Annotated in this window: 14 protein-coding genes and 1 pseudogene; 6 read left to right on the top strand and 9 right to left on the bottom strand. The window is 66.7% G+C overall.

Translation table 11 applies throughout. The features are described from left to right. Positions 1-920: 920 nt before the first annotated feature. Positions 921-1,019: pseudogene (locus E0H73_RS48600) on the top strand (DUF1254 domain-containing protein); the annotation flags it as partial. A 52-nt stretch (positions 1,020-1,071) separates the two neighbouring features. Here E0H73_RS48600 and E0H73_RS47765 read toward each other — a convergent pair. The 4 genes from E0H73_RS47765 to E0H73_RS44560 form a co-directional block, all read right to left on the bottom strand. Beyond that, positions 1,072-2,397: a hypothetical protein gene (locus E0H73_RS47765; RefSeq protein ID WP_238164681.1), complete on the bottom strand. Its 1,326-nt coding sequence runs from the start codon at positions 2,395-2,397 to the stop codon at positions 1,072-1,074. After that, positions 2,394-3,158, bottom strand: a complete 765-nt coding sequence (locus E0H73_RS44570) for an alpha/beta fold hydrolase (protein WP_202867914.1) — start codon at positions 3,156-3,158, stop codon at positions 2,394-2,396. The genes E0H73_RS47765 and E0H73_RS44570 overlap by 4 nt, the downstream gene beginning before the upstream one ends. A gap of 615 nt (positions 3,159-3,773) precedes the next feature. Next, the gene (locus E0H73_RS44565; RefSeq protein ID WP_131367243.1) at positions 3,774-4,265 is read right to left on the bottom strand and encodes a hypothetical protein; all 492 of its coding nucleotides are present in this window, start codon (positions 4,263-4,265) and stop codon (positions 3,774-3,776) included. Next, entirely contained in the window at positions 4,262-6,712 is a 2,451-nt protein-coding gene (locus E0H73_RS44560; protein ID WP_131367241.1) for a molybdopterin oxidoreductase family protein, read from the bottom strand. The genes E0H73_RS44565 and E0H73_RS44560 overlap by 4 nt, the downstream gene beginning before the upstream one ends. Positions 6,713-7,206: 494 nt before the next feature. Between E0H73_RS44560 and E0H73_RS44555 the strand changes: the two genes are divergently transcribed. Next, positions 7,207-7,449: a hypothetical protein gene (locus E0H73_RS44555; RefSeq protein WP_131367239.1), complete on the top strand. Its 243-nt coding sequence runs from the start codon at positions 7,207-7,209 to the stop codon at positions 7,447-7,449. Then, complete coding sequence (locus E0H73_RS44550; protein ID WP_131367237.1) at positions 7,446-7,916, top strand: hypothetical protein; 471 nt, start codon at positions 7,446-7,448, stop codon at positions 7,914-7,916. The genes E0H73_RS44555 and E0H73_RS44550 overlap by 4 nt, the downstream gene beginning before the upstream one ends. A 16-nt stretch (positions 7,917-7,932) precedes the next feature. On the opposite strand, the gene E0H73_RS44545 is transcribed toward E0H73_RS44550, so the two are convergent. The 4 genes from E0H73_RS44545 to E0H73_RS48295 form a co-directional block, all read right to left on the bottom strand. Then, entirely contained in the window at positions 7,933-8,616 is a 684-nt protein-coding gene (locus E0H73_RS44545; RefSeq protein ID WP_202867913.1) for an enolase C-terminal domain-like protein, read from the bottom strand. 183 nt (positions 8,617-8,799) lie between these two features. After that, positions 8,800-9,360 carry a hypothetical protein gene (locus E0H73_RS47760; RefSeq protein ID WP_238164680.1) on the bottom strand — a complete coding sequence of 187 codons (561 nt, stop codon included), beginning with the start codon at positions 9,358-9,360 and terminating at the stop codon, positions 8,800-8,802. Positions 9,361-9,367: 7 nt separating this feature from the next. Then, the gene (locus E0H73_RS47755) at positions 9,368-9,922 is read right to left on the bottom strand and encodes a hypothetical protein (RefSeq protein WP_337590353.1); all 555 of its coding nucleotides are present in this window, start codon (positions 9,920-9,922) and stop codon (positions 9,368-9,370) included. Continuing rightward, positions 9,894-10,184 (bottom strand): thiamine pyrophosphate-binding protein, encoded by a 291-nt coding sequence (locus E0H73_RS48295; RefSeq protein WP_337590355.1) that lies wholly within the window; start codon positions 10,182-10,184, stop codon positions 9,894-9,896. Before E0H73_RS48295 ends, E0H73_RS47755 begins: the two co-directional genes overlap by 29 nt. Before the next feature lie 513 nt (positions 10,185-10,697). Here E0H73_RS48295 and E0H73_RS46385 point away from each other — a divergent pair. Then, positions 10,698-10,883: a MarR family transcriptional regulator gene (locus E0H73_RS46385; RefSeq protein WP_165556162.1), complete on the top strand. Its 186-nt coding sequence runs from the start codon at positions 10,698-10,700 to the stop codon at positions 10,881-10,883. 320 nt (positions 10,884-11,203) lie between these two features. On the opposite strand, the gene E0H73_RS44530 is transcribed toward E0H73_RS46385, so the two are convergent. Then, on the bottom strand, positions 11,204-11,911 hold the full coding sequence (locus tag E0H73_RS44530; protein WP_238164679.1) for a GAF and ANTAR domain-containing protein: 708 nt from the start codon (positions 11,909-11,911) through the stop codon (positions 11,204-11,206). A gap of 392 nt (positions 11,912-12,303) precedes the next feature. On the opposite strand from E0H73_RS44530, the gene E0H73_RS44525 reads away from it, so the two are divergent. Next, complete coding sequence (locus E0H73_RS44525) at positions 12,304-13,077, top strand: ANTAR domain-containing protein (RefSeq protein WP_165556161.1); 774 nt, start codon at positions 12,304-12,306, stop codon at positions 13,075-13,077. Continuing rightward, a complete protein-coding gene (locus E0H73_RS44520) occupies positions 13,074-13,775 on the top strand; it encodes a GAF and ANTAR domain-containing protein (RefSeq protein WP_131367231.1) in 702 nt (233 codons plus the stop codon). Before E0H73_RS44525 ends, E0H73_RS44520 begins: the two co-directional genes overlap by 4 nt. Positions 13,776-13,799 lie beyond the last annotated feature (24 nt).

The following is a 13,799-nucleotide window of genomic DNA, read 5'->3' as shown; positions in this document are numbered from 1 at the left end:
CGAGGCCGCGGCTTCTTCTTGCCCATGGGCTCCATGATGAACATCCTTCCGGAGCACAAGCTCCTGATCTCGGATGTCCGTCAAAACGGGTCAGGCCCACTTCCCGCTGGATCAGCCGTTCACGCACTACTGGATCAACTTGCTACCCCAGTCCGGCACACATCGCATCTTCGTCAACGGCCCGTATATCCCATCGTCGTGCTGGGGTGAGGGTCTGATGACGATTGGATGGCTGAACACTGGCTCCAACGGAGGCGGAACTCACCGCGTTGTCAACGGCGGCCACTGGATCGATGCCAGTCTGACGGGCATCTGCTCGCTCACGCTCTGGAGCGGTTACACCTCTCCGATCTGCCTCTAGTGCCAACGGTTTCGCGGGCATCCATCCACCTGCTACGAGTCCGCGGCCATTCGGACGGTCAAGCCCCGGCGCTGAGTCGTGTCAGATCTCAACGGGCCATGGAGGCGAGCCATCGGCTGGTTCGAGCGCGGCGGCTGGTCGGCCCGAGTGGTCGGGCTTGAGCAGGACACTGCCACCGACGACCATCAAGTCACCCTGACTGGAGTACAGACCATCACCAGCGGACACCTGCAGTCGGCTCGCGGCCGATTAGCGGCAGTCGGCTCGCGGCCATCGCAGCGAGCGTTTGTGGTCACCGATCTGCACTGACGCCGAGGTGGTCAGCCGAGCAGAAGGGGTGGCTTCGACACGCCCGCACGCACCTACAAGGTATTCCGACGTGGCGGCGCTTCGTAGATGAGTTTGAAGCGGTCGAACGGATCGGGGTTGCGGGGCTTGACCAGGCAACACCGGCCAGGGCATCACCAAGCCCCGGCCGTTTCCTTCCGGCCCTTGGAAATACAGGAAGTTGCGGGCTCGGCTGTGGCTTTGCTAGCTCGCCGCGCCACGAGACACATTCGTCACGATCAACAACGACACGATGTACTCGATGGCCCCAGCGGACCTCGCGAAACCGGTGGTGCTGGAGGTCCCCGACACCGCGGGCCGGTACTACGTCATGCCGTTGTGGAAGCGACACCGTCGACGAAGTCATCGGCGCCGCAACCGGGTCAGCCGCGTACGGAGATCCGCTCGGATTCGCTCAGACCCAGGAGTGCCGTCTCCACAGACAGCGGTGACTGCGGCCGTCTCCCGCGTGGCAGCCGGCGCAGTGCTGGGGTGTAGCGCGCGAATGTGCTGAAGTCCGCTGGAAACGCCGACCGCTCCACCCCCAGCAGACGCCCGCGCCGCCGGGCGCGGTTCGCGAGCTGCTGCCAGCAGTCGGCTTCCGCAAGGCCGCGGGAGCGGGTCCCGTGGCTGAAGAGCATGATGTCGATTTCGTCGAAGGTGTGGCCGTCGAGGTAGTCGGACAGAGCGTGCGCGCCCTGGCTGGTTGGAAAGTAGGTCCAATACGGGACTGACGCGGTGTCGATGGTCTGCCAGGGGTCGAGGACGATGAAGGAGCTGACCAGCAGCCGATTCGGCTCGATGTCATGTCGTCGAAGCCAGGCGGCGTACGTGTCGGCTACCGCTGCTGCCGGATCCTGGGGATGGCGGTAGCGCAGCTCGACGACCGGATGCTCGTGCTTGTCGGCGTACGAGCGGATGTGCTCCAGCAGTTCGTCGTCGAACCCCCACTCAGCTTCTGCCACCTCGTCGTTGGTTTCCAGAGCGCCAGGGAGTGCCTGGTACTGGTCCGGGCTCATCCCGCCCTGGGCGCCGAACTGGAACACGTGGTGGTCCATGACACGAGTGACTGGCCATGTGGACGCGTCACGCGCCACGATGATTGGAGCGTGCGGCTGGAGCCGGTGGGTGAGGAAGTGCTGGTATGCCGGTGGCAGCGCATGCCATTTGATGCGGAAGTAGGCCATCTGTGAGGCGCTGAGGGCGTCCTGGTTCGGGTCGTGCATGGCGTGGAGTCCGACTGTCGCGTTGTTGCGCAGCAGCGGCGACGCATGCTGCACACCGAAGTCGAGGGCGCCGCGCACGTCGTCTGGGTCGGCCCATCGACGGCGTACTGGCACGAGCCATGTCTGGGGTAGCCATGGGATGCCGCAGGCGGCGTACAGGTGGGTGAGCGCTCCGTTGGAGGAGCCCACGACGACCGCGGGGTATTGCCGCTGGGGGTACTGATGAACCGCCCAGGCAGCCACTTGTTCCAGTTCCACTTCGGGGAGGCGTCTCGGTGGCAAGCCCTCTGAGCCGGTGACGAAGGCGTAGACCCGACGGCGGAGCGGGAGCGGAAGGAGTCGGCTCGCGTAGACGAGCGGAGCCGTCATCGGGGACTGACCGAGGTATTCGAACGGCCTTTCCTCGAGCGCCCGCGACAACGCCAGGAGCATGGCGGTCGCCGAGTCGAACGCCGCGATGGAGCGCTGGGGGCGCACGGTCACGGCCGTGATCCTGCCGTGCGTCTGGCGAGCCGCTGGAGTGGCTGCGACCAAGCGTGCGGGTCGACCCAGGTGAATGTGTGAGGTCCTGGCACTGTCGCGACCTCGCCCTCCACGGCGGCCTGGCCCAGTTCGTTGACCCAGCGGTCGGTGCTGATGCGGTCGTCCGTTCCCTTGATGATCAGCACCGGCATCGAGAGCTCAGCCACCTGCTCCTCCAGCTTGTCCGCCAGGTGCACCCTTAGCAGATGCGCAAGGCCGCGGACGCCAGCGCGCTTCCATTCGGGCACATGGTTCTGCTGCAGGCCTGGCGTCGGGTAGCGCCCGTCGAGGCGCCAGCGCAGCAGCAGCCGCGGCAACGAGCGCGCGACGGGATCCACCGTGGGGCTGGCCAGGCAGACCGCCGCCACCCGCTCAGGACACAGGACACCGGCCCAGGCGGCGACCTGGGTGCCGCTGGAGTGCCCCACGACCACGACGTGGTCGAGGGCGGCGGCCTCCAGCCAATGGGCCACCGCCTCACCGTATCCGCGGACGTCGAGGTAGTGCGTCGGCTGTCCGCTGCCGGCGTAGCCGGGGAGGTCAAGAAGGAAGATCTGCGTCCACTCACCCACAGCCGCGCACGCCGGCAGTAGGTAGTCCGAGACGGCCATGCCCTGGACAACCACGACCGGCGGCATGCCCGCGCGCGGCTCCCCGAGTACCCGGCTGCGCATACGGCCCTCGGGTACATCGGCGTACCGCATCAGCATCTGCTCAGGCATGCGTGGCGGTCTGTGCATACTCAAGGAGTACCCAGCACTGGCGGAACAAAGCGGGTTCAGCGGGCCGGCGAGAAGTTCGGTAAAGACCCATTTCAGGTTCAGCAGCCTGCCTCGAACGACTGGCGCTGACTTCAGGTCGCCAGACGGCTGATGCACCAGGCTCTCCGTCGGTTGGCTACGGGGACCACTGCGACAGGGCTGTTAGCGGGCAGTAGCTGTTGGGCCTCCACTCCCGGGACGGCCGCGCGATCGTCTTGGGTGGAGGCAGGACACAGGTACCCCACCGGCCAGACTCAAAACCGCGGTGAGCTCCGGTCACCCGCCGACGCCGTTGAGGGGCCGCGGCCCGGGACTTGGGCCGATTCCATAGGCGGTCGACCGGATCGTCGGCTGCCCCCTCAAGCAGTCTGGACTCGTGGTTGCCCGCGCATGCTGGATTCAACCGTTCAACGAGCCGGGCCCGGTTGGTCATTTGTGTGACTGGCTTCGCACCGGGCTGCCACGCCCGACGCCAGACCAGATCTGCAGACGGTCGCGCGACACCTCAAGGAGCTGTCTGGTCACATGATCGTCGCGGGCGATCTCGACGCCGAGGCCTCGGACCGGCGCCGCGTACTAAGGGGTCACCATGATCTGGGCGGCGTTCGACTTCAGCATCGCGTTCGCCCAACGCATCTGCCGCAGGGTCTGGGGGTGACACTTCATCGACAGCGAGAGGAGTTCGTTGTCCTTGAGTGCCTGCGCGGTCTGGGCCAGGATCTCCCAGTCCAGCGAGACGCCGGCCGCCTTGCGGTGGATCTCGCGCAGATCCCTCAACAACAGCAGCGCCGGATCGTGGCGACGGCCGATCAGCTCCGAACTCTTCTGCCGGATCATCGCCGCCAGGGTCGTGTCGTCCTCAGGTTCGGCGTCGAGCTCGACACCGTAGTTCTTGCCGTGTGCCGCGAGTTCCCGGACGTGCTCCTGTGACCACCGGGCCAGGTCCGTGCCGAGGTAGAAGATGTCATGATCGGCCTTGTGCCGCTGCGATGCCTGCAGCAACTCGGCCGCGAGATCGTTCTCGGCGGTGTGCAGCTCGGCGATGGCCATTCCCACCTTGTCGCTCATTCTCTGCTCTCCTCACCTGCGAGCTGCTCGGTCACCATGGCCTGAGCGCCGCCTCGGGTGTCCGGGACCAAGCCGTGGGCGAAGGGTTTGGAGCCCGTTGTAGTCGGCGCCGCCGACGGACCGTCGCCAAGGCTGATCCGCTCGACGCGCGCCGCGGCAGACTTGAATAACGGCTGCTTCGACGCCGGATCCCAGTCGGTGATCGTCAACTCGTTCGCGGCGCGATGATGACGGCCATCCGAAGCGTCCCAATACCCGTAGTGGAACGGCAGGAAGAGCGTCGACGGCCGGATACTGCTGATCCGCAGTCGCGCCTCGACGCTGCCACGCGGCGTGGACACCCGCAGCACGTCACCCTCGCTCCACCCGAGTTGCTCGGTGTCCACCGCGGACATCTCCACCCAGACATCCGGCGCGGCGCTCTGTAGTTGCGGAACCCGACCTGTCTTCGTGCGAGTGTGGAAGTGGTACAGCGTCCGGCCGGTGGTCAGCAAATAGGGGTACTCAGGCGTCGGCGGCTCATGCGGCGGCAGGTATTCGGCTGCCTTGAGTACCGCCTTGCCGGAGGGGTTCATGGCCTTGTACTCCACCGGGTCCAACGGCGCGCCGGTGAGCAGGTCCTTGCCGTAGCTCTCGCAGTACGACGGTGAACTCCAGAACTCACCATCCAGATAGATGCGCTCAGTGCCGTCCGGGTGCTCATCGTTGCACGGCCACTGGATACCGCTCCCACCACGCAGCTTCTCGTAGGTTAGCCCGGTGTAGTCACAGGGACGGCCAGCACTGCACCGCTTCCAGCCCTCGAAGGCACCCTCGGCGTCGGTCCACTTCACCAACGGCTGACCGTCCTTGTCTTTCAGGCCCAGTCGCCGTGCGTAGTCGATGAAGATGTCCAGATCGGCCCGAGCCTGCCCGGGCGGATCGACCGCCTGCTCCGACAGATGAACGGTCCGGTCGGCGTTGGTGAACGTGCCGGTCTTCTCACCCCACGTCGCCGCGGGCAGGACCACGTCGGCCAGCTGCGCGGTCTCGGACAAGAAGATGTCCTGGACGACCAGGAACAACCGCTCCTGGGACAGGATCTCGCGGATCCGGGCCAGCTGGGGCAGCGAAACCGCCGGATTGGTGCCGCTGACGTACAAGAACCGGATCGAGCCATCCTCGACATAGCGCATCATCTGCATCAAGTGAGTCGGCTCGGAGTAGTGCGGGATCTGGGCCGGCTCGACGTTCCAGACCTTGGCCAGATCGCTGACGTGCTGGTCGTTGGCCCAGTTCCGGAACCCCGGAAGGTCACCGTCGGCGCCGCACTCGCGGGTGTTCTGCGCGGTGGGCTGACCGTTCATCTGCAGGATCCCGCACCCGGGTTTGCCGAGCATGCCCCGGACGAGGTTGATGTTGTTGACCTGCACCGAGGCCGCGGTCGCCTGATGTGACTGGTAGAACCCTTGCAGCACGGTCGAGAGCAACCGTTCGGCTTGGCCGAGGATCCGGGCCGCGTCCCGAATGTCGCCTGCCGGTATGTCGCAGACGGCAGCGGCCCAGTCCGGGTCGCAGTCGGCCACCTGCTTCTCGAGCTCGTCGTACCCGACGGTGTGTTGGTCGATGTAGTCGCAGTCGATCCAGTCGTTGGCGATGATCTCGTGCAACAGCGCGTTCACCAACGCGACGTTCGTTCCGGGCTTGGGTGCGAGGTGGACTGTGGCGGCCGCCGCGACGGGCGTACGGCGCGGGTCGACGCAGATGACCTGCGGCGGATTCGGGCCGGCCAGGCGGTCCAGGATCCGCGCCCAGAGAACGGTTTGGGTCTCGGCCATGTTGTGGCCGTACAGCGCGATGACATCGGCGTGATCGATGTCGGTGTAGGAACCCGGCTGACCATCACTCGCGAACGACTCCTTCAGGGCCTCCGCGGCTGTCGCCGTACACAGCCTGGTGTTGCCGTCCATATGGTTCGTGCCGATACCGCCGTGACCGATCAGGGCCAGGGTGTAGTACTCCTCCAGGAACAGCTGACCGGTGGTGTAGAAGCCGACCGCGCTCGGACCACGCTCGGCCAGCAGCTCCTTCGTCCGCCCGACGACCGCCGTCATCGCGGTCTCCCAATCGGTCTCCACCAACTCACCGTCGCGGCGAATCAGCGGGGTAGTCAGCCGATCCGGTGAGTTGTTCGCCTGATACCCGAACAGATCCTTCGGACCAAGCCGGCCGTGATTGACCCGATCCACGGCCCGGCCACGCACCCCGACGATCCGGCCGGCCTTGACCGCGATGTCCAACCCGTCACCATTCGAATGCAGGATCGTCGCGGACTGCACCCACCGATCGACGTCAGCTTCGTCCAACCCATCGTCCAGCCGGGTATCAACCCGCACCGGCCACTCACCCCCCGAGCCGTACGGCGTACGCGTACCCCAGGGCTCCGCTATCCGGTCGACACTTCCCATGCGCGCGCGGTACCCCGGCGAATCAGCCCTGAAACCGTCCGACGGAGGATGGCTACTCATCGTATCGCTAGCCCGGGGAGGCCTTCATCAACTGGAGCGCGCAGCAGGCGTTCACCTCGACGCCGGCCTGCATGGCGCGCGCTGCTCCGCATTCGGAGCTGGGGGCAACGACCCCTTCACCGAGGCGGCGACCTTCTGCAGCGCGTCCAGCTTGGTGTGATCGGCAACCAACATCGCGCCGAGGTCCTTTCACCTCAGGGTCCTGCGCCTTGGACTGGGCCAGCTTTCCGGCAGCGGTCTCTGCCAGGTCCGACTGATGAGCGCCGATCAGGAACGCCCGGTCGCGCTCCGACAGCGCTGTATCAAGTGCGACTGCCGAACCCACCCCAACCGATCGCATGCAACCGGGCGCCAACCATCGCAGGGCGCGTTTCCTCCCCATTGCCACGGGCACCGGCATGCCGAAGGTATTCTCGAGGAACCGGAGCACGCCGATGTCGATCTGGGAACGCTTCAAGCGCTGGCGACTCACGCACCGCCTCAACGAGGCCGACGCACCTGCGGACGCCAGTACGGCGATCACTCGAGCTGAGGGCGGAGACCCACAGGGCGACACCCCGACCACCACCGGCACAGGCCGCAGCACCGAGTTCGTCGGCCGCGTCGCCGGCGACGACACCGACTCCCGCGAGGACGGCGCGGAAGCCAGAGCGAACAGCAAGAACTCCGAGAAATGAACGTCTGGAGCTCGCTTCGCGCGGGTATCGCCGCAGGAGCCGCGGGAACAACCGCGTTGAACGCCGTGACGTACCTCGACATGGTTGCCCGCGGTCGACCGGCCAGCACCGTACCCGAAGATGCGGTACGGGACCTATCCGACCGGACCGGCGTAAGCATCCCGGGGGACGACGAGGCCCGCGAGAACCGCCAAACCGGTCTCGGCGCGCTGCTGGGCATCAGCACAGGTGTCGGCATCGCCGCCGTTCTCGGCCTGAGCCGGGCCTTCGGCCTGCGGTTGCCGGCGCCGGCAACGGCCCTGATCGCCGGCGTGGGCGCGATGGCCGGTACCAATGCATCCATGGTGGCCCTCGGCATCACAGACCCCCGCTCCTGGAAAGCCACAGACTGGCTGGCCGATGTTGCTCCTCACCTCGCGTACGGCGCCGTCACCGCAGCCGTACTGCACGGCCTGGAGCGCCCGTAATCGCAACTGAAGAGAATCACCGTGAAGGCTGTTGTGTCTCCCTCTCGGCCCCGACGAGAACGGTCGCTGGTTCGATCATGGGTGACCGCCGGCGAACCGCTCGTGGGGAGTCAAACCCGGTAGGCGGCGGTGTCCGGCAACCAGACAAGGCCGGGACCGAGTGCACCGACCGCAGCCCGCTCAGATCGTCCGACGACACCGGCTCCTCGAACCACGTCACGTCGTACGACGCCAACCGCTCGGCGACCCGTCGCGCCTGGCCGACGTTGTAGGCGCCGTTGGCGTCGACGAACAGCTCGGTCGCCGGGCCGATGATCTCGCGGGCGAACGCCACCCGCCGAAGATCACGCTCCGGATCGGAACGGCGGGACTCGCCGATCTTGACCTTCACCCGGGGAATCCGCTCGGCGTTCACCCACTGGGACAGCTGCCGTTCGAGCTGCCGATCGTCGTACGTCGTGAAGCCGCCGCTGCCGTCGACGGGAACGTCGTCGTGAACGGCGCCGAGCAACCGCTGCAACGGTTGGCCGAGAGGCTTGGCCTTCAGGTCCCACAGCGCGCAATCGACCGCCGACAAGGCCATCCCGGCGACGCCCGGGCATCCGACGTTCCGCAAGGTGGACCGCATCGCGGTCCAGCATCCGCCGACACCCGAGGCATCCCTGCCCTCGACCACGCCGGCGAGCTGGCCTTCCACCACGTCGACGCAGGCGGCGGCTGCCCACCTGCATCGGTTTCGACCAGAACCAACGTCGTGCTGTTCCAGGCGAACGTACCGTCGCCTTCGGGTGAATCGGTCGGAATGGTGTACGCCGATGCACGCACGTTCTCGATCGTGCCGAGGCCGACGGCCGGAGGCGGTGCGATCTGTCGCTCCGCATGATCACGAGTCGTCGTAGTCCTGGCCCGCCGGGTGCTTACCGCCTGGCAGGACTTCCTGGACCTTGGACTTGAAGCCTTCCTTGATCATGCCGACGCGGTCGCTGTCACCACGGATGATCGACTCGAGTGCCTTCTCGATCTGGTCCCAGCTCGCGTGCGGCGGGATCGGCGGCACCGCCGGATCGGTACGGAACTCAACCACACACGGCCGATCCGAGGCGAGCGCCTCCTCCCACGCCGGTACGACGTCTTCCGGCTTCTCGGCCGTGACACCGCGCAACCCGAGCAACTTCGCGTAGCCGGCGTAACCCGAGTCCGCGGCAATGATGGCGTCATCCGGTAACCGCTGGGACAGCTCATGGAAGACCAGCTCGGGATTGATCGGATCCGCCGAGGTGTAGGCCCGGCGCGGCATGACCTCCCACCAGCGCGCCACCTTGGCCTCGATGTCGTCGCGCCACGACCGATCGTTCGTCGGCCGCACCAAGGTCAGCAACTCGTGCAGCGTCCGGGCCGAGTCACCGACCAGGTTCACCTCGAACGGGTACCGCATCCCGATCATCGTCGGATCATGGTCGATCTGGATCGCCCGCGCCTGCCCGAACGGCGGCAGGAACTGCGACTACGGGAAGTTCGACCCGACGACCAGCAAACGTGTCGCACTCCATCATCAGCTCGTACGACGGCTGCGTGCCCAGCAAACCGATCGAACCCGTCACCCATGGCAACTCATCAGACAGCACATCCTTGCCCAGCAACGCCTTGGCCACACCAGCACCGACCAGATCCGCCAGCTGCGTGATCTCGTCGGCCCGCTCGAGCTGATCCGTCGGCGGAACCGGCGCGGACCACGCCAGATCCAGGCTCGACGGGATCATCTTGAAGGCATGCGACGGCGGCGTGTACTCCAGCTCCTGCAGATCCGCCGGCACGATGAGCGCCGTCACGGTACGCCGGGTGGCCGCGATCCGGATCGCCCGGTCGAGCACGTTCGGCAACTGCTCCGGCACCATCACCGTCTGGCAGTAGTCACCCGCAACGTCCTTGAACAGGGTGTGCAGATCGACCTCCTGCTGGTAGCTGCCACCCATCGCGCTACGAGCTGTCTGACCGACGATCGCCACCACAGGGACGTGGTCGAGCTTGGTCGTACAGACCGTTCAGCAGGTGGATCGCGCCAGGGCCGCCGGTCGCCGTACAGACACCGACGCGTCCGGTGAACTTGGCGTAGCCGACCGCCTCGAAGGCCGCCATCTCCTCGTGCCGCGCCTGCACGAACCGCGGTTGGTCCTCGGCCCGTTCCCAGGTCGACAGCAGTCCGTTGATGCCGTCACCGGCGTACCCGAAGACGTGCTCGACGTCCCATTCGCGAAGGCGGCGGAGGATCTGGTCGGCGACGGTCGTGGTCCTGAGTCCTCCCGAAGGTGGTCGGTGATGGTCTGTTCAGGTCTCGACCCGAGCCGGGCCACATGCAGTCCGGCGGCGAGCGCCTCGGCGAGGTGCATCGCCTTGCGGTCCGTGCCCTGCTCGATCTGGGTGCGGCAACTGAAGCCGTCGGCGAGGACCAGCGTCGTGTCCTCGGCCGCACGGACGCGAGGCAGCACGACACGCTCCGCCGCGGCCATCGAGACGTCGTAGTGGCCACGCTCGGAACCGAAGTTCCCGGCGAGCCCGCAACAACCCGAGTCGAGCTGCTCCCGGTCCATCCCGGCCCGCTCGATCAGCTTGGCCTGGGCATCGGCCCCCAGGACAGCGTGCTCATGGCAATGGGTCTGGACCATCGCGTGTACGTCCAGCCGGGGCGCCGTCCAGTCCGGATGCCCTGTCCTGGAGCACTTCTGCGAACGTCACGAACTGCTTGGACAATCGCCGGATGTCCTCGTCGTCACCGACAATTTCGTGGGCGTCAGACCGGAAGACCGCGCCACAAGATGGCTCGACCAGCACGGTCCGCTGCGCCTCAGCGATCTCGCGGGTCAGCTCGACGTGTCCGCCCCCTCGGCCAGCCGGATCATCAACCGGCTGGCCGACGACGGCCTGGTCCTTCGCCGTACCCCGACCACGATCGACGGACGGTCGAGCTGAGGCTGTCCGCCAAAGGCCGCCGGGGCCTGGCCCGCATTCGCAGCGCTCGCCGCGGCGGCATCGCCGAGATCCTCGCTCTCATGACGGAGGACGACCGCGCCGCCCTCGCCGCCCGCCTCATCTCCTTCGCCCACGCGGCCCAGCTCGTCCGCCACCCAGCCAGGGCCTGACATCTCCACGGCGCACCGATTGATTGGCTCAGGGGCGCAGACTGGCAGCAGGTGACCAGTCGTCTCGCGCCCCGATTTCGTCCGTTGTTCGGGGCCAGGGCACCCTGACGGCTGGTCGCCGCGAGGGTGTGTTTGGTCAGCTCGCGAGCCTCACTGCTCGTATCGTTGAGCGTTGCGGGTCGCGTCAGCCACGATGCGCTCGGCGACTTGGTGGAGTTTGATGTTGCTGTTTTGGGAGGTGCGGACCAAGAACCCGAAGGCGCGGTCGGGGTCGAGACGGTGGCGCTCCATGATGACGCCGACTGCTTGTCCGACCGTGGTATGGCTGACGACGGCCTGGCCCAGGGTCTGGTCGCGGCGTGCCCAACCCATGGCGACGGCGACGAGCGCGGCGAACATAGCGCTCAGTTGGCGGCATTCACCGTCGATGGCGTGCGGCTGAGCGGCGTAGAGGTTCAGTGCGCCGCGGACGTGCGGGTCGGCGCGGAACTGGAAGGACAGTTGCGACTTGACTCCGAGCGCTGCGGCTTTGGGCCCATACGTGGGCCAGCGCAGATCGCTGGTGAGGTCGTCGACCTCGACCACTGGCTCGGTAAGGGCGGCCTGCAGGCACGGCCCTTCGCCGAACTCGTATTGCAGTTCGTCCGCATGGATGGCTAGGGCACTGGTCGGTGCGAGGGTGCGGATCTGGCCGCCGCGGGTCGTGACCGAGACGCTGGCGTAGTCGACGCCAGGAATTGCTTCGGTGACGCTGGCGGTGATCCTGTCCAGTGTTTCGTCCAGGTCGATCGGTACGAGCAGCGCCGCCGCGACCTCGGTCATCACCTCGATGAGGTGTGTGTCGCGCGGCAGATTCACGATCGAGCTCCTTGATGGTGCCGGCAGGTTGTGCCGGCTACCTCAGTGTGACCCCGAAGTCAGCCTCGAGAGCCAACGTAGTTCGCCGATTGTCCAGCGAACGACGTGCCATCGCTCGACCGCGTGCCGAGAGTACGGTGACAGGTAGAGATGTTTGGTCGCTCACCGTCAGACAACGCGCCACCCCGACACCGGAGGAGTCCTCATGCAGCATGATCCGGTGGGAAGTCTCGCCGCAGCCATGACGAAGGCTGTCGCCACCATGCAGGCACCGATCAACAGGACCGAGACGGTTCAGACCCCACTCGACGCACCCGTCGTTGCCTCAACTGATCACGACGCCGGCTTCGACTGTCCGAGGCCGGATGGGCTGGCTCCGAAAGGAACGCTTCGTGGCGACGCTTGACAAGACCGGCCTGCTCGCCCGGATGGCGCGCGCGATCGCCGAACCGAGCGGCGAGCCGCTCGAAGTACGTCTGTGCCATGCGTACCTTCGCATCCTCGGCGGCAACGGAGCCGCGCTGACCCTGTCCAACACCCGAGCCGAGCGGGTCACGCTGTGCAGCACCGACGATGCCGCGGCCCGGCTCGAGGACCTTCAGGAGGTCCTCGGCGAGGGCCCCGGCAACCAGGCCTACCGCTCGGGAACCATCGTCACCCTCGACCTGAATAGCCAGGGCAGCGCCTGGTCGAGCTTCACCGCCGCCGCCCAGGCCGCAGTCGGTGAGCTGACGCTCCACGCCGTACCGATCAGGCCCGCCGGGCAGGTGCTCGGCGTACTGACCACCCACCGTTCCGCTCCCCCGGTACCTGATGCCGCCACCGCCCAGTTCTTGGCCGACGCGATCGGCACCGCACTGTTGCAGAACCCTGAGGGGTACCTGCACGATCTCGACAGCCGGACCTGGACCGACCGGGCCGCGATCCACCAAGCCACGGGGATGGTACTTACCCAACTCGGCATCACCGTCACCGACGCCGTGGCGCTGCTGCGCGCCCATGCGTTCGCCCACAACGCCAGCATGACTGAGGTCGCCCGACTCGTCGTGGACCGCAGGCTGCGGTTTGCCGATCCCGACACCTCGCTCCGCCCCGATCAGTTGCCGGGGTCGTCCCGCGAATCCAACCGAGACACCGACACCGACGGGGGAACCCAGACCTCATGATCGCCGCCAACGCCTCCGAAGCCTTCGCCAACGCGGCCGCCGCAATGGTCGGCCCCCGCGATGTGGTCGGCACGGTCACCGGGTTGCTGGAGGACTGCGGCGCTCTCACTGGTGCCGCCGCGCTCGGCATCCTGGTCCACGACGGCCAGGACCGGCTCGAGTTGCTCTCGGCAACCTCCCACACCGCCGCCGAGCTCGAGCTCTACCAGATCCAGACCGACACCGGCCCCTGCGTCGACACCTTGAGCACCGGTCAACAGCTTCATGTCATCGGATCGGACCAGATCATCCAGCGATGGGGTGAGATCGGGAAAGCCATCGCCGCCGCAGGTTTCGCCCAGATCCACACCAGTCCGCTGCGCTGGCACGGCAACGTCATCGGCGGACTCAGCGCCTTCCACCGCACCACCGAACCACTCGACGACAGCGCATTGCACCTGTCCCAGGCCTTCGCCGATGTCGCAGCCGTCGTGATCCTGCACAGCATGGATGTCGGCGAGATCGAGATCGCGGACCGTATCAACGACGCGCTCCAAGGCCGGATCGTGATCGAACAGGCGAAGGGCGTCCTGGCCGAGCGCCACGATGTCGACATGGCCCAGGCATACCAGCTACTCAACTCGATGCCCCGCGACACCGGCGAAACCCTCACCACCATCGCAACCCGAATCATCCACCAAGCCGAACAACCCCACTGACCCACCTGGTGCCCGGGCCGAGTC

This window comes from Kribbella pittospori (assembly GCF_004331465.1).
Taxonomy (GTDB): Bacteria; Actinomycetota; Actinomycetes; order Propionibacteriales; family Kribbellaceae; genus Kribbella; species Kribbella pittospori.
The sequence above is the reverse complement of the archived record's forward strand: the minus strand, read 5'-3'. Positions and strand labels throughout refer to the sequence as shown.